The 18,734-nt window shown below is 67.7% G+C and carries 14 protein-coding genes; 11 read left to right on the forward strand and 3 right to left on the reverse strand.

The features are described from left to right. Positions 1-40: 40 nt before the first annotated feature. From AC1DOQ_RS13740 to AC1DOQ_RS13765, 6 genes are all read left to right on the forward strand, one after another. On the forward strand, positions 41-1,672 hold the full coding sequence (locus AC1DOQ_RS13740) for an alpha-D-glucose phosphate-specific phosphoglucomutase (RefSeq protein WP_477364785.1): 1,632 nt from the start codon (positions 41-43) through the stop codon (positions 1,670-1,672). A gap of 27 nt (positions 1,673-1,699) precedes the next feature. After that, positions 1,700-3,382, forward strand: a complete 1,683-nt coding sequence (locus tag AC1DOQ_RS13745) for an alpha-amylase family glycosyl hydrolase (protein ID WP_477364788.1) — start codon at positions 1,700-1,702, stop codon at positions 3,380-3,382. Positions 3,383-3,481: 99 nt separating this feature from the next. Further along, positions 3,482-4,138, forward strand: coding sequence for a hypothetical protein (locus AC1DOQ_RS13750; RefSeq protein ID WP_477364791.1), 657 nt, complete (start codon positions 3,482-3,484; stop codon positions 4,136-4,138). Between the two features lie 87 nt (positions 4,139-4,225). Then, positions 4,226-5,287: a DUF5694 domain-containing protein gene (locus AC1DOQ_RS13755; protein ID WP_477364793.1), complete on the forward strand. Its 1,062-nt coding sequence runs from the start codon at positions 4,226-4,228 to the stop codon at positions 5,285-5,287. Positions 5,288-5,338: 51 nt separating this feature from the next. Further along, positions 5,339-6,346 (forward strand): alpha/beta fold hydrolase, encoded by a 1,008-nt coding sequence (locus AC1DOQ_RS13760; protein ID WP_477364796.1) that lies wholly within the window; start codon positions 5,339-5,341, stop codon positions 6,344-6,346. A gap of 10 nt (positions 6,347-6,356) precedes the next feature. Continuing rightward, on the forward strand, positions 6,357-7,025 hold the full coding sequence (locus AC1DOQ_RS13765; RefSeq protein WP_477364799.1) for a cupin domain-containing protein: 669 nt from the start codon (positions 6,357-6,359) through the stop codon (positions 7,023-7,025). A 5-nt stretch (positions 7,026-7,030) separates the two neighbouring features. Here AC1DOQ_RS13765 and AC1DOQ_RS13770 read toward each other — a convergent pair whose 3' ends face one another. Next, positions 7,031-8,248: a YeeE/YedE family protein gene (locus AC1DOQ_RS13770; protein ID WP_477364802.1), complete on the reverse strand. Its 1,218-nt coding sequence runs from the start codon at positions 8,246-8,248 to the stop codon at positions 7,031-7,033. A gap of 145 nt (positions 8,249-8,393) precedes the next feature. On the opposite strand from AC1DOQ_RS13770, the gene AC1DOQ_RS13775 reads away from it, so the two are divergent. Further along, the gene (locus AC1DOQ_RS13775) at positions 8,394-9,416 is read left to right on the forward strand and encodes an acyl-CoA dehydrogenase (protein WP_477364805.1); all 1,023 of its coding nucleotides are present in this window, start codon (positions 8,394-8,396) and stop codon (positions 9,414-9,416) included. On the opposite strand, the gene AC1DOQ_RS13780 is transcribed toward AC1DOQ_RS13775, so the two are convergent. Then, a complete protein-coding gene (locus AC1DOQ_RS13780) occupies positions 9,413-10,306 on the reverse strand; it encodes a LysR family transcriptional regulator (RefSeq protein WP_477364808.1) in 894 nt (297 codons plus the stop codon). The genes AC1DOQ_RS13775 and AC1DOQ_RS13780 overlap by 4 nt on opposite strands. 128 nt (positions 10,307-10,434) lie before the next feature. On the opposite strand from AC1DOQ_RS13780, the gene AC1DOQ_RS13785 reads away from it, so the two are divergent. From AC1DOQ_RS13785 to AC1DOQ_RS13800, 4 genes are all read left to right on the forward strand, one after another. Beyond that, entirely contained in the window at positions 10,435-11,484 is a 1,050-nt protein-coding gene (locus tag AC1DOQ_RS13785) for an NAD(P)-dependent alcohol dehydrogenase (RefSeq protein WP_477364811.1), read from the forward strand. 10 nt (positions 11,485-11,494) lie between these two features. Further along, positions 11,495-12,694, forward strand: coding sequence for an MFS transporter (locus AC1DOQ_RS13790; protein WP_477364814.1), 1,200 nt, complete (start codon positions 11,495-11,497; stop codon positions 12,692-12,694). Positions 12,695-12,729: 35 nt separating this feature from the next. After that, the gene (locus tag AC1DOQ_RS13795) at positions 12,730-14,223 is read left to right on the forward strand and encodes an MDR family MFS transporter (RefSeq protein ID WP_477364817.1); all 1,494 of its coding nucleotides are present in this window, start codon (positions 12,730-12,732) and stop codon (positions 14,221-14,223) included. 81 nt (positions 14,224-14,304) lie between these two features. Beyond that, complete coding sequence (locus tag AC1DOQ_RS13800; RefSeq protein WP_477364820.1) at positions 14,305-16,167, forward strand: glucokinase; 1,863 nt, start codon at positions 14,305-14,307, stop codon at positions 16,165-16,167. A gap of 202 nt (positions 16,168-16,369) precedes the next feature. On the opposite strand, the gene AC1DOQ_RS13805 is transcribed toward AC1DOQ_RS13800, so the two are convergent. Continuing rightward, positions 16,370-18,538, reverse strand: coding sequence for a TonB-dependent receptor plug domain-containing protein (locus AC1DOQ_RS13805; protein WP_477364823.1), 2,169 nt, complete (start codon positions 18,536-18,538; stop codon positions 16,370-16,372). Positions 18,539-18,734: the final 196 nt, after the last annotated feature.

An 18,734-nucleotide genomic window follows, 5' to 3' on the forward strand; every position in this document is an offset into this window, starting at 1 on the left:
AGGTTTGACAACAAACCAAGCATCGATACAGGAGCACGAGATGACGATTCAGACAGTAGCGACCTCGCCGTTCGCCGGACAGCGTCCCGGCACCTCGGGTCTGCGCAAGAAGGTGACCGAGTTCCAGCAACCCGGCTACCTCGAAAACTTCGTCGAGGCGATCTTCCTGACCCTGGGCGAAGCTAGCTCCCGCACCCTCGTGCTCGGGGGCGACGGCCGTTATTTCAACCGCAACGCGATCCAGACCATCCTGCGCATGGCCGCCGCACACAAGGTGGCGAAAGTGCTGGTCGGACGCGGCGGCATCCTCTCGACGCCGGCGGTGAGCTGCGTGATCCGCAAGCGCGGCGCGTTCGGCGGCATCGTGCTGTCGGCCAGCCACAATCCCGGCGGTCCGGACGGCGACTTCGGCATCAAGTACAACATCGAGAACGGTGGCCCGGCCCCCGAAAAGATCACCGAGGCGATCTTCGCGCACACCCAGGCCTTGAAGGAATACCGCATCAGCGACGCCGGCCCGGTCGACCTCGACCAGCTCGGCGCCAGCCGTCTCGAAGAGATGGACGTCGAGATCATCGACCCGGTGGCCGACTACGCCGAATTGATGAGCCGCCTGTTCGACTTCGATGCCATCCGCGCACTGTTCAAGGGCGGTTTCACGATGCGCTTCGACGGCATGAGCGCCGTCTCCGGCCCCTACGCCAAAGCCATCATCGAAGGCATGCTGGGCGCACCTGCGGGCACCGTCATCAACGCCGAACCGCGCGAGGACTTCGGCGGCCACCATCCGGACCCGAACCCCGTCAACGCGGCCGAACTGGTGGCGCTGATGAACGGCCCCGACGCGCCCGACTTCGGCGCCGCCTCGGACGGCGACGGCGACCGCAACATGATCGTCGGCCGCAAGCTCGCCGTGGCGCCCTCGGACAGCCTCGCCATCATCGCCGCCAACGCCACCCTGGCGCCGGGCTACCGCGGCGGCTTGACCGGCATCGCACGCTCGATGCCGACGTCGACGGCGGCCGACCGCGTGGCCGCAGCGCTGGGCATCTCCTGCTTCGAGACCCCGACCGGCTGGAAGTACTTCGGCAACCTGCTCGACGCCAATCTCGCCACCCTGTGCGGCGAGGAGAGCTACGGCACCGGCTCGAACCACATCCGCGAAAAGGATGGCGTGTGGGCCGTGCTGTTCTGGCTGAACCTGATCGCCGCGACCGGAAAACCGGTCAACCGGATCGTGCAGGAGCACTGGGCCCGCTTCGGCCGCAACTACTATTCGCGCCATGACTACGAAGCCGTCGATGCGGCAGCCGCCGACCGCATGATGGTCGACCTGCGCGCAAAACTGGAATCGCTGGCCGGCCAGACCTTCGGCGACTTCCGCGTGGCCCAGGCCGACGATTTCGTCTACACCGACCCGGTCGACAACTCGGTCGCCACGCGCCAGGGCATCCGCATCATCATGACGGACGGCTCGCGCATCGTGCTGCGCCTGTCCGGCACCGGCACCGAGGGCGCGACCGTGCGGGTCTACCTCGAGCGCTACGAGGCAGATCCGGCGCGCCATGATCTCGATACCCAGGAGGCCCTGGCGCCCTTGATTGCGATTGCGGAGGAGGTGTCGGAGCTGAAGCGGCGTACCGGGCGTAACGAACCAAGTGTCATCACATGATCCGTCATTAACCATAAAGGACCCTGAATGAAATTCTCCGCCCTTGCCGTCTCCCTGCTGCTCGCCTTCGGCGCCGCGTCCGCCGCTCCGGACCTGTCGCCCATCAAAGGCAAGCCCTTCACCTGGGAAAACGCGACCGTCTACTTCCTGCTGACGGACCGCTTCAACAACGGCAACCCGGCCAACGACCACGCCTATGGCCGCAAGACGGATGCCGCCGTCGCCCGCGGCTTCATGGGCGGCGACCTGGCCGGCGTGACGCAGAAGATCAAGGAGGGGTATTTCGACGACCTGGGCGTGGACGCGATCTGGATCACGCCGCCGGTCGAGCAGATCCACGCCGGCACCGACGAGGGCACCGGCAAGTCCTACGGTTTCCACGGCTACTGGGCGCGTGACTTCACCAGCATCGACGCCAACCTCGGCACCGAGAAGGACATGCACGAGCTGGTCGACGCCGCCCATGCGCGCGGCATCCGCGTGCTGCTGGACGTGGTGATGAATCACACCGGCCCCGTCACCGCGGAAGATCCGGCGTGGCCGGCCGAGTGGGTGCGCACCGCGCCCACCTGCACGTACAAGGACATGGCGACGACGGTCAGCTGCACCCTGGTGAAGAACCTGCCGGACTTCCGCACCGAGAGCAACGAGAAGGTCGAGGTGCCGCCGGCAGTCGCCGCCAAGTGGAAGAAGGAAGGGCGCTACGAGCGCGAAACCAGGGAGCTGGACGATTTCTTCAAGCGCACCGGCTACCCGCGTGCGCCGCGCTACTACCTGATGAAGTGGCACGCCGACTGGGTACGCAAGTACGGCTTCGACGGCTTCCGGGCCGACACCGTCAAGCACACCGAGCCGGGCGTGTGGAAGGACCTCAAGAAGGTCGCGAGCGCCGCCTACGAGGACTGGAAGCGGACCCCGGCCGGGAAGCAGGCGGTGGAGAAAATCGGCAACCTGCCGTTCTTCATGACGGCCGAGACCTATGGCTACTCGATCAAGGCCGGCCGCGAGTTCACTTACGACGGCGGCACCAGGGTCGACTATTACGACAACGGCTTCGACAGCATGATCAACTTCAGCATGGCGCGCGACGCGGCCGGGGGCTACGAACAGCTGTTCTCCGGCTATTCGGCGGCGCTGAACGGCCCGCTGAAGGGTGTGTCGGTGCTGAACTACCTGGATTCCCACGACGACGGCCATCCTTTCGACGCCATGCGCGAACACCCGATGGAAGCGGCCAACAAGCTGCTGCTGGCGCCGGGCGCGGCCCAGATCTATTACGGCGACGAGACCGCGCGCGTGCTCAAGATCGAGGGCGCGGAAGGCGACGCCAACCTGCGCTCCTTCATGAACTGGGACCAGCTGAAGAACAACAGCCGCGTCGGCCTGTTCGGCGTGGCCGAAGTGCGCGAGCACTGGGCGCGCCTGGGCCGCTTCCGCCATGCGCATCCGGCGGTGGGCGCGGGTGTGCACCAGATGCTGCAGTCCAGCCCCTACGTCTTCAAGCGCACCTATGAAAAGAACGGCGTGAGCGACCGCGTGGTGGTGGCGCTCGGCCTGCCGCAGGACCGCCCGGTGGCGATCCCGGTGTCCGGCGTGTTCTCGGACGGCCAGACGGTGCGCGACTGGTACACCGGCAAGTCCGCCATGGTCTCGGGCGGCAAGGTGAAGTTCGAGCTGGCGGCGCCGGTGGCGCTGATTGCGCTGGACTGATCCGCGCTTCGATCCTCGTATTTGCAGTTGGGGGCACAAAAGCGGCGCTTCGTTCCGCCGTTCTTGTGTCCCCTTGCCGTTTTCCCTACCTTGGGATGCATGACGATCCCACACTTGCTGAACATCCTCGTTCACGTCCTGGCCGGCAGCGCCGCCATCGTCCTCGGCATGTATGTGCTGTGGAAGCCGAAGGACGCAATCCTGCACCGCCGGCGCGGACGCGTGTTCGTGCTGCTCACCGCGGTGGTGTGCCTGAGCGCCGCGATCGGCAATGCGGTGTTCCGCTTCCTGCCCCTGTTCGCGGTGCTGACCGTGCTGGTGTCCTACCAGCTGCTGAGCGGCTGGCACGTCATCTACACGCGGGCCGCGGGACCCGACAGGCTCGATGTCGCCCTGCTGCTGGGCGCCGCCGCGCTCACCGCCATGCTGGTGCGCCGCCTGTTCGCCGATGGCGCCATGGTGGGGGCGTCGGCATCGGTCCTGTATTCGACCCTGGCGGCGGTGGCGATGCTGCTGGCTTACGATGCGGCGCGCTGGCTGTTCCCGAAGCGCTGGCATGCCAGGCTGTGGCGCTACGAGCATATCTACAAGATCCTCGGCTGCCTGTTCGGGATGCTCTCGGCGGCCGTCGGCAATACGGTCAGGGTAGGGCAGCCCTGGTCCCAGCTGGCGCCGACCGTGATCGGCCTGGCCGTGGTGGTGGTGTGCTGGATAAGGGCCGATCCGGCTTTTCGACAGGCTGGACTGCGAAAATAGCATTCTGTCCACATCGCCGTTGAGCTCCTCCTCTCTCCTCTCTACATTGAGCGGCTACGACAAACACCGTTCGAAAGGGGGAAGAGGATGGGCAAGTGGACCAAGTGGAGCTGGGGACTCGTCGCTGCATTACCGCTCGCGGTACAGGCGCAGTCGATCGACCTGACGGCGCTCGACCGCGACATGGCGGGAGCGCGCGCCCAGGTACTGGTGCTGGGCACCGTGCACCTGCGTTATATGCCGAAGAGCTTCGATCCGAAAGCGCTGGACGGCGTGCTGGACAAGCTCGCGGCCTTCAGGCCCGAGATCATCACCGTCGAGAACGAACCCGGCGAGGAATGCGACCTCGCGCTGCGCCATCCCGCCAAATACGGCGCCGGCTATTGCGACGCGCCCGAGGCGGCGCGCAAGGCCACCGGTCTCGATATCCCGGGCGCCCTGGCCGGGATCGCTGCGACGCTCAAGGCCTGGCCCGCGCAGCCGTCGCCGCCCACGCCGGCCCAGCGGCGCCATCTGGCCGCGCTGTTCCTGGCGGCGCACGAACCGGCATCCGCCTATGTGCAGTGGCTGCGCCTGCCCGAGGCCGAGCGCCGCAGCGGCGACGGCCTGGACGCCGCCCTGGTCGAACAGCTGGCGCAGATCGGCAAGCGCAACAACGAGAGCTACCAGATCGCCGCCCGCCTGGCCGCGCGCCTGGGCCTGGAGCGGGTCCACGCGGTCGACAACCATACCGGCGACAATATCGACGTCGCGGACGCCAAGGCCTACGTCAAGGCGCTCGAAGCCGCCTGGGCCTCCCACACAGGGTTCAAGGAACTCGAAAAACGCGAGGACGTGCTCAAGCAGGCCCCGGACCTGGTGCCGCTGTACCGCTACGTCAACGACCCGAATAACCTGAAAACGCTCGCCGAAGCCAACGTGGTCCCGGCCATGCGCGCAAACTCTCCGGAAAATTATCCGCGCATGTTCGTCGGCGGCTGGGAAGTGCGCAACCTGCGCATGGTCGCCAACATCCGCGAGACCTTCCGCGAACGCCCGGCCGCGCGCGTGCTGACCATCGTCGGCGCTTCGCACAAGCCCTGGTTCGATAGCTGGCTGGGCCAGCTGCAGGGCGTCGATATCGTCGATGCGGAAGCGGTGCTGAAGTGATTTCGTGGATAGGCTAGACTCGCAGGCATCGTAATCCGTCGGGAAAGCATGATGCCTGTCCACCTCCGTTTCCGTGCCACCGCACTGCTGTTGAGCCTCGTCGTGGGCGCCGTCCGGGCCGCCGAACCCGCCTACGGCCCCGAACTCGAAGGCTTCGACTATCCCTACCCGGTGCAGCAGTACCGCTTCACTTCGCAAGGCGTACCGATGCACATGGCCTATATGGACGTCAAGCCGGCCATGCCGAACGGCCGCACCGTGGTTCTCCTGCACGGCAAAAACTTCTGCGCGGCCACCTGGCAATCGTCGATCGAGGCCTTGAGCAAGGCCGGCTACCGCGTGGTGGCGCCGGACCAGATCGGCTTCTGCAAGTCGACCAAGCCCGAGCACTACCAGTACAGCTTCCAGCAACTGGCGGCCAACACGCATGCGCTGCTGGAAGCGATCGGCGTCAGGAAGGCGACCGTCATGGGCCACTCCACCGGCGGCATGCTGGCGGTGCGCTACGGCCTGCTGTATCCGGACCAGACCGAGCAGCTGGTGCTGGCCAATCCGATCGGTCTCGAGGACTGGAAGGCGCTGGGCGTGCCGTCGCTGGGCGTCGACAAATGGTTTGAGCGCGAGCTTGGCACCACGGAGGACAAGATCCGCAACTACGAGAAATCGACCTATTACGTGAACCAGTGGAAGCCCGAATACGAGCCCTGGGTGCAGATGCTGGCGGGGATGTATCGTGGGCCGGGCAAACGGCTGGTGGCCTGGAACTCGGCCCTGCTGTACGACATGATCTACACCCAGCCGGTGGTCTACGAGTTCCCGCTGCTGAAGATGCCGGTGCTGCTGCTGATCGGGACGAAGGACAACACCGCCATCGGCAAGGATGCCGCCCCGGCCGAGCTGCGGCCAAGGCTCGGCAATTATGCGGAGCTGGGCAAGCGCACCGCGAAAGCGATCCCGCACGCGACCCTGGTCGAGTTCGAGAACATGGGGCATGCGCCGCAGATGCAGGACCCGGCGGCCTTCCATGCGGCCCTATTGAAGGGCCTGGCGGGCAAGTAAGGAGGAACGCATGTTCGTCAACGCAGACTATTCACGGCGCGTCATCGTCGAACCCGGCCAGTACGAATGGGCCGCGTCGCCGCAGGCGGGTGTCGAGCGGATGATGCTGGACCGGATCGGCGAGGAGAAAGCCCGCGCCACCAGCATCGTGCGCTATGCCCCGGATTCGCGCTTCCCGCCGCACGCGCATCCGGGCGGGGAAGAGATCCTGGTCCTGTCGGGCACCTTCTCCGACGAGACCGGGGACTTCCCGGCCGGCTGGTATCTGCGCAATCCGCCGGGGACGGCGCACCAGCCTTCCAGTGCCGGGGGCGCGCTCATCTTCGTCAAGCTGCGCCAGATGATGCCGGATGACGAACAGCGCGTGCGTATCGATACGCGCGATCCCGCCGCCTGGCGGCGTGACGGCGACAGGATGACCTGCCCGCTGTTTTCGAGCCCTGCCGAGCAGGTGTGCCTGCAGCGCCTGGAAGCGGGGCAGGCGATCTTGGGAGGGGTGGTCGGGGGTGCCGAACTGCTGGTGCTCGAGGGCGAGATCGCCGATGGCGAGCGGCGTTACGGAGCAGGAAGCTGGATCAGGCTGCCGGCCGGCGAACAGGGCAACTTCATCGCCGGCTGGCAGGGAGTGAGTTTTTATCTAAAGACCGGACACCTTGCGCATCCGGTCGTGGAAGGATAGGCGAATCAGCAGGCGCTTGGTTTCACCCGCTCGACCTCGAGGCCGAACAGCGGACGCAGGCGGGTGCCGAAGACGTTGCCGGCAAACGCGGCCACCAGCCACAGCCAGCCGTGCAGGCTGCCCGACACGATGCCGCTGAAGTAGGCGCCGATATTGCAGCCGTAGGCGAGGCGGGCGCCGTAGCCCAGCAGCAGGCCGCCGACGACGGCCGCGATGACGGAACGCAGCGGCAGCTTCCACACCGGCGAATAGCGGCCGGCCAGTGCGGCCGCCAGCATGGCGCCGAGCACGATGCCGATGTCCATCACCGACGTCACGTCATGCGAGACCGGCGCGGCCAGTGCGGCGGCGTTGGCCTTGGTCGACCAGTAGGCCCAGCTGGCGGTGTCGATGCCGATGCTTGACGCCGCCTTGGCGCCCCACAGCGCGAAGGCCGAGGTCACGCCCCAGGGACGGCCCGACAGCGCGAGGGTGGCGAAGTTGAGCACGACCAGCGCCAGGGCTCCGGCCACCAGCGGCCACGGGCCGTGCAGCCAGGTGGCGGCGTGGTCCGCCGGCAGCTGCGGGGCGACCAGGCGGCCGTGACGGCGCTTCTCGACGACGATAGTAATGGCCGCGATGGCCGCGAACACCAGCCAGTTGAGCAGCAGCGCGGGCGCCAGGCCCAGGGTCTTCACCAGCGAGACCGGCTTGAGCTGGGGCAGCGAGGTCCAGAAGGGCATGTGCGCGGTGGCGATCACCGAGCCGGCGATGAAGGCGGCCAGGGTCACGATCATGCGCGTGCTGCCGCCGCCCACCGTGTACAGGGTGCCGGAAGCGCAACCGCCGCCGAGCTGCATGCCGATGCCGAACATGAAGGCGCCGATGACGACGGAGGTGCCGGCCGGCGACACCAGGCCGGTGACGGGATTGCCGAACAGCGTACCGCTGGCCAGCGCCGGGAAGAACAGCGCGACGCCGACGGCGAGCATCAGCATCTGCGCGCGCAGGCCGGCACCGCGGCCGTCGGCGATGAACACGCGCCACGACGAGGTGAAGCCGAAGGCCGCGTGGTACAGCGAGAGGCCGAGCAGCGCGCCGACCACGAACAGCGCGGAAATCTTGGCACTGACCGTCTGTGCGAGATAGAACGCGCCGAGGACGATCAGCAGCAGCGAGACGCCGAGCGGGGTCGGATTCATCGCCGCACGGCGGGGGATAGTCGAAGAAGCTACATTGGACATGGCGAAAGGAAGGTCCTTGAATTCGTAAGTTCTTATTTTCGCTGGTTTTTTTGTTTTCTGCTGGGAGCGTACGTATCTCGGCGCCGGCGCATGTATGGACCTTGTTTTCGCTTACCATCGATGCAATTTCATAAAAGGTAAATCGATGGCCGTGCTGGATGAATCGCTTGTCGACTGGATCAGGGAGCGTGCGGAAGCACTCGATACTCTTCCCGATGAAGGGGATGGTTTGCTGGCGCGGCTGGCGCAATCCGGCCTGTTCGCAACCGGAACGCCGGGCAGCGCCGTGCGCGTGGTCGCGGCACTGGCCGAACATTCGCTCAGCGCCGCCTTCGTGTTCTGGGCGCAGCGCGCCTTCATGGAATGCGTGCTGGCCAGCCCGAACCGGGAACTGGCCGCGCGTCTCATGCCGGACCTGCAACAGGGAAGGCTGGCCGGCGCGCCGGGGCTGTCGAATGCGATGAAGTTCCTGGGCGGCCTGGATCGCCTGCGCACGTCCTTCACGACGGGGGCCGGGGGCATGCGCCTGAACGGCGCCGTGCCCTGGGCCAGCAACCTGCGCCGGCAAGGCTTCGTCGCCGCGATCGCGGCCGGGGATGCGCAGGGCGACAATCCCGCGGTGTTCGCCGTGCCGCACGATGCGCAGGGACTGCAGCGGACGCCGGACCTCGAGCTGCTGGCGCTGCGCGGCACGAATACGGCGGCGCTGCACCTCGGCCAGGTGACGGTCGACGAGTCCTGGCAGCTGCATCCGCAGGCGCGGGTCTTCCTGCCCGCCATCCGTCCGGTCTTCGTCGGACTCCAGTGCGGACTGGGGCTCGGACTGGCGCGCGCCTCGCTGCGGGCGACGCGGCAGGCGCTGGCCGGCGCGCAGTCTACTGAACTCGCAGCGCTCGAATCGGCAACCCGGGATCTCGAAGCGGTCCTGCTTGCGGGCCTGGACGGGAGCGGCCTGCGCGAACGGCCGCGCGAGCTCTTGCTGCTGCGCCTGCGCATGGTCGAGATGGCGGCCGATGCGGTGCGGCTGGAACTCCAGGCCCTCGGCGGACGCGCCCTGCTGGGCAGCGAGGGCAGGGCCTTTGCCCGGCGCTCGCGCGAAGCGGCCTTCCTGAACGTGGTGACGCCCACGGTGGTACAGCTCAGGAAGGACCTGGCGAAGCTGTACTAGCCCTTGTAGCGGATCGCCTCGATCACCAAGGCCAGCGCGCGCGAATTCTGGCGCCGGCTCGGGTAGTAGGCGTGCAGGCCCGGGAAGCTCGGGCACCAGTCTTCCATCACGCTTTGCAGGCGTCCGGCGCGCACGTGGGCGCCGGCCAGGTCTTCCGGAATGAAGGCCAGCCCGCAGCCGTCGAGCGCCGCGTGCAGGATCTGGTAGGCGCTGTTGAAGGTGAGCTGGCCGCGCACCCGTACTTCCATGTCGCGGCCCTCGTGGCGCAGCTCCCAGGCATACAGGCCGCCGCTGCTGGCCAGGCGCAGGTTGATGCAGTTGTGCTTCATGAGGTCCTGGGCCGAGCCGGGCACCGGCCGGTGCGCGAAGTAGGACGGGGCGCCGACCACCATCATCTTCATGTCCGGCGTCAGGCGCACCGCGATCATGTCCTTGTCGACCTGGTCGCCCCAGCGCACGCCGATGTCGTAGCGTTCGGCGGCGATGTCGACCAGGCGGTAGTCCGCACTCATTTCCACGTGCAGGTCGGGATACTGCGGCAGCAGCGGCGCCAGGCGCGGCCACAGCACGCTGTCGACCACGTGGTCGATGGCGGTGATGCGCACCAGGCCGGCCGGCTTGTCGCCCAGGTCGCTGACGGCGGCGATCTCGGCCTCGATCTCTTCCAGGCGCGGCCCCACGTTCTGCAGCAGGCGCTCGCCGGCATCGGTGGGGGAGACGCTGCGCGTGGTGCGGGTCAGCAGGCGCACGCCCAGGCGCTCTTCCAGCCCGCGGATGATGTGGCTGAGCGCCGATTGCGTCATGCCGAGCTTGGCCGCCGCGCGCGTGAAGCTGCGTTCGCGCGCGACGGCGAGGAAGACGAGGATGTCGTTGATGTTTTCGCGGGCCATTGATGACAGTTTAGCGTTAATTAACGATGTGATTCATGAGCTGCATTCATAAGCCCATGCAATTCCGGCACCGTTTCGCGGGTGGGTTTGCTCGTATCATGCGCTCTTTGCGAATGAAAGGAACCAGCATGACCGTGAAAGCCTATGGTGCTTATGCCAGCGACAAGCCGCTGGAATCGATGGACATCACCCGCCGCGCGCCGGGTCCGCACGACGTCCAGATCGACATCGCGTTCTGCGGCGTCTGCCACTCCGACCTGCACACCGTGCGCGCCGAGTGGGCCGGCACCCTGTTTCCCTGCGTGCCGGGCCACGAGATCGTCGGGCGGGTGTCGGCGGTTGGCGATCACGTACACACGCACAAGGTCGGCGACCTGGTCGGCGTCGGCTGCATGGTCGACAGCTGCCAGCACTGCGCCGACTGCGAGGAAGGCCTCGAGCAGTACTGCGACGGCATGGTCGGCACCTACAACGGCCCGACCCAGGACGCTCCCGGCCACACGCTGGGCGGCTACTCGCAGCAGATCGTCGTGCACGAGCGCTTCGTGCTGAGCGTGAAGCACACGGAAGACCAGCTGGCCGCCGTCGCGCCGCTGCTGTGCGCCGGCATCACCACCTACTCGCCGCTGCGCCACTGGAAGGCCGGCCCCGGCAAGACCGTGGGCATCGTCGGCATCGGTGGCCTCGGCCACATGGGCATCAAGCTGGCGCGTGCGATGGGCGCCCACGTGGTCGCCTTCACGACCTCGGAATCGAAGCGCAAGGATGCGGAAGCGCTGGGCGCGCACGAAGTGGTCGTGTCCAGGGACCCTGCGGCGATGGCCGCGCGTGCGAAGACGCTCGACCTGATCGTGAATACCGTGGCGGCGCCGCACGACCTCGACGCCTACCTGAACCTGCTGAAGCGCGACGGCACCATGGTGCTGGTCGGCGCGCCGGCCACGCCGCACCCGTCGCCGCAGGTGTTCAACCTGATCACCAAGCGCCGCGCCATCGCCGGTTCGATGATCGGCGGGATCCCGGAAACCCAGGAAATGCTGGACTTCTGCGCCGAGCACGGCATCGTGTCCGACATCGAGATGATCCGGGCCGACGAGATCAACGCCGCCTACGAGCGCATGCTCAAGGGCGACGTCAAGTACCGCTTCGTGATCGACAGCGCGACTCTGGCGGCTTGAGGAGACGGATATGGACATGCGACTCCCTGCCGCTGCGGCGGAAGTGGAAAGCAGGCCGGCGGCATGGGGCGCGGTGTTCGCGATGGCGCTCGGCGCCTTCGTGCTGGTGGCGTCCGAATTCATGCCGGTCAGCCTGCTGACGCCGGTCGCAGCAGATCTGCACATCAGCGAAGGCCAGGCCGGCCAGGCGATCTCGGTGTCCGGCGCGTTTGCGCTGGTGACGAGTTTGTTCATCGCGCCGCTGGCCGGACGGCTGGACCGCAAGGTGCTGCTGCTGGCCCTGACCCTGATGATGATGGTGTCCGGCACGGTGGCCGCCTTCGCGCCCGACTACACGGTCTTCATGGCCGGCCGCGCCTTCATCGGCGTGGCGATCGGCGGCTTCTGGTCGATGTCGGCGGCGACCGCCATGCGGCTGGTGCCGGAGCGCGCGGTGCCGAAGGCGCTGGCGATCGTCAACGGCGGCAACGCGCTGGCGACCGTGGTGGCGGCGCCGCTGGGCAGCTTCCTGGGCGGCGTCATCGGCTGGCGCGGCGCCTTCTTCGCCGTGGTGCCGGTGGCCGCCATCGCCTTCGGCTGGAAGTTCTTCAGCCTGCCGAAGATGCATGCCGAGGGCGGGGCAGGGGCGGGCGCCGCCTTCCGGCTGCTGAAGCGCCCGGTGGTGGCGCTGGGGATGGCGGGCACCGCGCTGTTCTTCATGGGGCAGTTCGCGCTCTTCACCTACCTGCGGCCCTTCCTGGAGAACGTGACCCATGCCGGCGTGTCGATGGTCTCGGGCATGCTGCTGATCGTCGGCGTGGCCGGCTTCATCGGCACCACCCTGATCGGCGCGGTACTGGAAAAGCAGCTGTACCGCACCCTGGTCGTCATCCCGCTCGTGATGGCGGCGATCGGCCTGGCCCTGATGGCCTTCGGTTCCTCGCTGCCCGCCACCGCCGCGCTGCTCGGCCTGTGGGGCCTGGTCGCCACCGCGGCGCCGGTCGGCTGGTGGACCTGGCTGGCGCGCACCCTGCCGCAGGATGCGGAGGCGGGCGGCGGCCTGATCGTGGCGGTGGTGCAGCTGGCGATCGCCTCCGGCGCAACGATCGGCGGCATCCTCTTCGATGCCAGCGGCTACCGGGCCAGCTTCAGCCTGAGCGCGGCGGTGCTGGTGGCGGGCGCGGTGCTGGCCTGGCTGGCGGGAAGGCAGGCGGGGAAGGGGGCACGCTAGCGCTGAATTCACGGGTCTTGTCGTAAGATGAACCCATGACCCAGAATCCGCACGCCACCTCACCCGCGCCGGTTTCCGAGAAGGAGATCCGCGCCGTCTACTTCGCCCTGATGGCCGTGCTCGGCCTGGGCGCCCTCGACCAGAGCATCGTCGCCACCGCGCTGCCGCGCATCGTCGCCGACCTCGGCGGCATGGCCCACCTGTCCTGGGTGGTGACCGCCTACGTGCTGGCCTCGACCGCCACCATGCCCCTGTACGGCAAGATGGCCGACCAGTATGGCCGCCGTCCGATGATCTTCACGGCCCTCGCCACCTTCCTGGTCGGCTCGGTGCTGTGCGGCCTGGCCGGCGGCATGACGGAGCTGATCGTGTTCCGCGCCATCCAGGGCATGGGCGCCGGCGGCTTCATGCCGCTGGCCCAGATCATCATCTCCGACCTGGTGGCGCCGAAGGACCGCGCCAAGCGCCAGGGCTCGATCGCCATCGTGTTCGCCGTCACCAGCGTGCTCGGTCCGGTGCTGGGCGGCCTGATGACGGATCTGCTGTCCTGGCACTGGATCTTCTTCATCAACCTGCCGGTGGGCGCCTTCGCCTGCTGGTCGATCGCGCGCTCGCTGCGCAAACCCGCCGTCACGCACGCGCACCGCATCGACTATCTCGGCTCGATTCTGCTCACCGGCAGCATCGTCTCGCTGCTGCTGATCCTGGCCCTGGGCGGCACCGAATGGGCCTGGAGCGCGCCGCAGATCAAGGTCTGCGCCGCGCTGACGGTGGTGCTGGGCGCCTGGCTGCTTGTACACCTGCGCCGCGCCGCCGAGCCGGTGCTGCCGCCCGACCTGTTCGGCAACCGGGTGTTCAACCTGGCCAGCGTGGTGATGGCGCTGAGCTTCGTCGGCCTGATGGGATCGAGCGTGTTCTTCCCGCTGTTCTTCCAGCTCGTGATGGGCAGCAGCCCGGCGAATTCCGGCATGCTGACGGTGCCGATGATGGCCGGGATGATCCTGTCGTCGGCGGTGATCGGCCGCCTGGTGGCGCGCGCCAACAAGTACAAGGAGGTGCAGGTGGTGGGGCTGGCGGTGGCGGTGGCCGCCTTCGGCATGCTGGCCTGGGCCATGGGCAGCGGCCGCGGCTACCTGTTCATCGAGCCGCCGATCTTCCTGCTGGGCGCCGGCCTGGGCCTGGTGATGCCGAACATGACCATCGTCGTGCAGAGCGCACTGCCGGTGGCGCGGCGCGGCGTCGGCACCGCCATGCTGACCTTCTTCCGCTCGCTCGGCGGCCTGCTGGGCGTAACCGGCTCCGGCGCCATCCTGGCCCACCAGCTGCACGCCCACGGCATCGAGGCGGCAGCCAGCGCCGGCAGCGGCGCCGTGCTCGACCCGGCCATGCGCGAAGTCTACCGGCACGCCATCGCCAACATCTTCGGCGCAGGTACGGCGATCGTGCTGGTGGCGCTGGTGATCTTGCTATTCATGCCGGATGTGCGGGTCGAGGGGGCGGCGGTGCCGCAGCCGGCGCAGGCGGAGTAGTTAATAGCTCGTCGTCCCCGCGAAGGCGGGAACGACGAGCGAGGCATTTTGGTGCCAATCAATCAATGGTATCCTAGCGCAATGACCATCGAGCCTGACACCACCGAACAAAAGCAACCCCGCGCCGCCTACTCCGACGGGCCCCGCCTGCTGGCCGACATCGGCGCCACCCATGCGCGCTTTGCGCTGGAGAGCGCGCCGGGCGTGCTGCGCAATGTCGCCGTGCTGCTGTGCGACGATTATCCCGGCATCGTCCCGCTGCTGAACGCCTACCTGGCGCAGACCAACGGCGTGCGCATCAGCCATGCCGCCTTCGCGCTGGCGAATCCCATCAGCGGCGATTTCATCCGCATGACCAACCGCGACTGGCAGTTCTCCACCGACGAGGTGCGGCGCGCGCTCGGCCTGACCACGCTGCTGATCGTGAACGACTTCACGGCGCTGGCGATGGCGCTGCCGGGCTTCAAGCCGGACGAGCTGCTGCAGATCGGCGGCGGCAAGCCGCAGCCGCATGCGGTGGCCGGCGTGCTGGGGCCGGGCACGGGCCTGGGAGTGTCCGGCGTGATCCCGACCGTCGACGGCTTCGTCACCCTCGGCAGCGAGGGTGGACACGTCAACTTCGCGCCGGCCGACGAGCGCGAGTTCGCGATCCTGCAGTACGCCTGGCGCGAGTGGCAGCACGTGTCGAACGAGCGCCTGATCTCCGGCCCCGGCATGGAGATCATCTACCGCGCGCTGGCTCTGCGTAACAAGGTCCAGGCACCCGGCCGCAACGCCGCGGAAATCGTCAGCTGCGCGCTCGAGCAGAACGACCCGCTGTGCCTGGAAGTGCTGGAATGCTTCGCCGGCATGCTGGGCGGCGCCGCGGCCAACCTGGCGGTGACCCTGGGCGCCTTCGGCGGCATCTTCATCGGCGGTGGCATCGTGCCGCGCGTGGCGCAGTGGTTCGCCACGTCGCCGTTCCGCGCCCGTTTCGAAGCCAAGGGCCGCTTCTCGGACTACCTGGCGCAGATCCCGACCTACGTCATCATGACGCCGAATCCGGCCCTGTATGGCGTGGCGAGCATCCTGTCCGAGCACCTGCGCGGCCGCACCGGCGCCAACACCCTGATGGAACGGGTGCAGCACCTGCAGCACGAGCTGTCGCCGGCCGAGCAGCGCGTCGCGACCCTGGTGCTCGAGCATCCGCGCAAGGTGCTGTCCGAGCCGATCGCCGAGATCGCAAAGCTGGCCGACGTCAGCCAGCCGACCGTGATCCGCTTCTGCCGCTCGCTGGGTTTTTCCGGCCTGGCCGACTTCAAGCTCAAGTTCGCGGGCAGCCTGACCGGCACCATCCCCGTGCGCCACAGCCAGGTGCGCATGACCGACAGCACCCACGACCTGTCGGCGAAAGTCATCGACAACACGGTATCGGCGATCCTGAAGTTCCGCGACCAGCTGGACGTGAACTCGATCGACCGCGCCATCGAGATCCTGCGTAAAGCCAAGCGGGTCGAGTTCTACGCGATGGGCAATTCGCGCGTGGTGGCGCTGGACGGCCAGCACAAGTTCTTCCGCTTCCGCATCCCGACCTCGTCCTATGGCGACTCCCACCTGTTCGGCCTGGCCGCCGAGCTGCTCGGACCGGGCGACGTCGTGATCGCGATCTCGACCACCGGCCAGCTGCCCGAGCTGCTGTCGGCCGTCGACACCGCGCGCGCGGCCGGCGCCGACGTCATCGCCATCACCAGCAGCAAGTCGGCGCTGGCGAGGAAGGCCAGCATCTGCCTGGCGGTCGACCACAGCGAAGACAGCACGACCTTCCTCTCGATGATCTCGCGCATCCTGCAGTTGCTCCTCATCGACATCATGGCGGTCGGGATCTCGCTGGGGCAGGAGAACGGCGACGGCGGCGAGGGCGACAGCGAGCGCCGGCGCCTGCTGATCTCCCACCTGGACATCTGATCGCCGGGCCGGCTGGATCAAGAACGTTTCCACACGGCATTCCACAATGGGGGATCTTCCCTCATTGGAGACTGCCGTGATGCATCCGGATGACCTCAAGCGGCTGGCGATCCTGGCCACGCTGATCATGCTGTGCGCATTCTGTCCCGGCCCGGGCAGGGCGGCGGAACCGCCGTCCTCCGCTCCTTCAGACGCTGGCCCTTCAGAAGCTGGACTCGAGGCTCAGCTTCAGGCTCGGATGGCCGATGTTGGCGATCCGGTTGCGTAGGGTCGTCCCGTCGGCGAGGTCGGTGTAGCTGCGCTCGTTGACCATGTCCATTCCCAGCAGGTTGGCGGCGCTGATGCGCAGCCGGTTGCGCTTGTCGACCGGCCACAGCGCGTACAGTTCGAGATCGCGCTGCACGTGCAGCCAGACCGCCTGGTTGGCCGCCACCGCCACCCGCCCGCCCTTGCGAAAGCCGAAGTTCGCACCCGCCGTCACGCCTTTGCCCTGGTAGTCGACGCCGAGATTGGCCGATAGCGGCACCTGCTCGTCGAGCCGGTTATCGGGCCCCGGCACCGCATCCACGCTGGACCAGTTGCGCGCGACGTTGGCGCGCAGTTCGAGCGGCGGCGCGCCATCCACTAGCGTCCGCAGCGGAAAGGCCGTCTCCACTTGCAGCGTATGGGTGCGCGCCTTGCCGAGGTTGACGGGCAGGGCGATCCAGCGTCCGCCGTCGAACACCACCAGCGCCCGCATGGTGTCGTCGATGCGGCGCGTGGACGCACTCAGTGCCAGCATCGCGCCCTCCGCCCAGCGATGCTCCCAGGCGGCGTCGATGCCCAGCGCCAGTTCCGGCTTCAGGTTCGGGTTGCCTTCGGTGTCCGGCTCGGCCGGGTTGTTGTTGACCGAGGTGTAGCGGTGCGGCAGCAGCTGGTCCATGCCGGGTGCCTTGTAGGTGCGCGCCACGGCCAGCCGCAGCTGGTCGTCCTTCATGCCGGGCGGCTTGTACAGCACCTGCAGCACCGGGCTGAAGACGCCGGAGCGCGAGCGCGCCGTGCCGAAGCTGTTGCCGTCGGCCTCGATGCGCACGCCTTCCCAGCGCGCGCCGAGGTAGAGCGAGAGCTGCGGTGTGAGCGTCCACTCGTCCTGGGCATAGCCCGCCAGGCGCGCCACGTGGCCGCTGTAATGCTCGTCGCCGGCGGGAATGGGTGCCGTGGGGTCGAGGTAGTCGTGCTCGCGGCGCGCATCGCTGCGGCGGTCCCAGGCGCCGTCCCAGCCCAGCGCCAGCGCATGGCCGTCGAACAGCGGCACCGTATATTTGCCGGTCGTGCTCAGGCCGCGGTCGCGGCCGCGCGAATCGATGGTGCGCGTGAGCGGCCCCACCGCCGGATTGCCGCCGGCCGCGCGCCGGGTCGTGTTGTCGGTGCGGCTGGCGGAGGCGCCCAGCCTCGCCTCCAGCCGCGCGCCGGACGCCAGCGCATGCGCCCATTCCAGGGTGCTGCGCAGGACATCGTTGTCGTTGGCCATCCAATACTGCTTGTCCGGATAAGGCGGAAGCTCGCCGAGCAGGGTGGCGGTGGGCGCATTCACGCCGATGCGGAAGCGGTTCAGGTTCAGGAAGGTCTCCAGGCCGAGGGTATCGCCGCTGTCGAGCTTCCACTGCAGTTTCGGTGTCAAATTCAGCGTCGTCATCCTGCCGTCCTCGTGGCCGGCCGTGGTGCGCAGCAGGGTCCGGCGTCCGCCGGCGTCGACGGCTTCCTCACGGCCCGGCGCCTCGCCGCGGAAGCCGTCGTGCGCCAGGCTGCCCGCCAGTTCGTAGCCGAAGGCGCCGTCGCGGTCGGCCAGGCGCAGGCTGGCGTTCGGACTGCGGGTATCGCGTCCGATGCCGTAGCCGATCTTCAGCTCGCGTTCCGGCTTGCGCACCGTTTTCTTCAGCACGATGTTGATGGTGCCGGCGATGCCCTCCATCGAAAACTCGGCGCTGGCGGCGCGCATCACTTCGATGCGCTCGACCATCTCGGGCGCCAGGGTATCGACCTGCATGCCGGCCGGCGGGCGTTCGCCGTTCACCAGCAGCTGCGTGTAGCCGCTGCCCAGGCCCTGCATGCGCACCTCGCCGCCATGGCCGGCCGCGCCGCCCACGGTCACGCCGGGGATGCGCTTCAGGACCTCGAGCAGCCTGGTGTCCCCATAGCGCACGATCTCGTCGTGGCGGACCACGGTCTTCATGGCGGTATCGTCGCGGCGCGCATCGTAGGCGGCCGTGCTGCCTTGTACCTGCACCTGCTGGACCGCTGCGCCGGCGCCGGCTTGCTGGGCATGGGCGGAAAATGCGGCGCCGAGGGCGGCGGGCAGCAGGGAGAAGCGCAGCAGGCGGCGCTGAAGCATGGGCACAGGTCGGGCAGGCGGCATCGGGGGATTCTCCTTGTTGGTATGATATTGCGTGACAAATGTAGCGTTAACTTCCATGTAATAGCAACTAAAATTTCTAGGATGTGGAAGGCGACCGTTTCGCCACCGGCCAATCCCGGTTCGCCACAAAGCGATTGCCGGCCCGTCCGGCTTCCTGCATCCTTGTTGCGAA

Source organism: Massilia sp. 01N417 (assembly GCF_056399645.1).

Bases quoted from the DNA above. Each gene is read 5' to 3' on its own strand.
- AC1DOQ_RS13740 (WP_477364785.1), top strand. From the start codon at position 41: ATGACGATTCAGACAGTAGCGACCTCGCCGTTCGCCGGACAGCGTCCC.
- AC1DOQ_RS13745 (WP_477364788.1), top strand. From the start codon at position 1,700: ATGAAATTCTCCGCCCTTGCCGTCTCCCTGCTGCTCGCCTTCGGCGCC.
- AC1DOQ_RS13750 (WP_477364791.1), top strand. From the start codon at position 3,482: ATGACGATCCCACACTTGCTGAACATCCTCGTTCACGTCCTGGCCGGC.
- AC1DOQ_RS13755 (WP_477364793.1), top strand. From the start codon at position 4,226: ATGGGCAAGTGGACCAAGTGGAGCTGGGGACTCGTCGCTGCATTACCG.
- AC1DOQ_RS13760 (WP_477364796.1), top strand. From the start codon at position 5,339: ATGCCTGTCCACCTCCGTTTCCGTGCCACCGCACTGCTGTTGAGCCTC.
- AC1DOQ_RS13765 (WP_477364799.1), top strand. From the start codon at position 6,357: ATGTTCGTCAACGCAGACTATTCACGGCGCGTCATCGTCGAACCCGGC.
- AC1DOQ_RS13770 (WP_477364802.1), bottom strand. From the start codon at position 8,248: ATGTCCAATGTAGCTTCTTCGACTATCCCCCGCCGTGCGGCGATGAAT.
- AC1DOQ_RS13775 (WP_477364805.1), top strand. From the start codon at position 8,394: ATGGCCGTGCTGGATGAATCGCTTGTCGACTGGATCAGGGAGCGTGCG.
- AC1DOQ_RS13780 (WP_477364808.1), bottom strand. From the start codon at position 10,306: ATGGCCCGCGAAAACATCAACGACATCCTCGTCTTCCTCGCCGTCGCG.
- AC1DOQ_RS13785 (WP_477364811.1), top strand. From the start codon at position 10,435: ATGACCGTGAAAGCCTATGGTGCTTATGCCAGCGACAAGCCGCTGGAA.
- AC1DOQ_RS13790 (WP_477364814.1), top strand. From the start codon at position 11,495: ATGGACATGCGACTCCCTGCCGCTGCGGCGGAAGTGGAAAGCAGGCCG.
- AC1DOQ_RS13795 (WP_477364817.1), top strand. From the start codon at position 12,730: ATGACCCAGAATCCGCACGCCACCTCACCCGCGCCGGTTTCCGAGAAG.
- AC1DOQ_RS13800 (WP_477364820.1), top strand. From the start codon at position 14,305: ATGACCATCGAGCCTGACACCACCGAACAAAAGCAACCCCGCGCCGCC.
- AC1DOQ_RS13805 (WP_477364823.1), bottom strand. From the start codon at position 18,538: ATGCTTCAGCGCCGCCTGCTGCGCTTCTCCCTGCTGCCCGCCGCCCTC.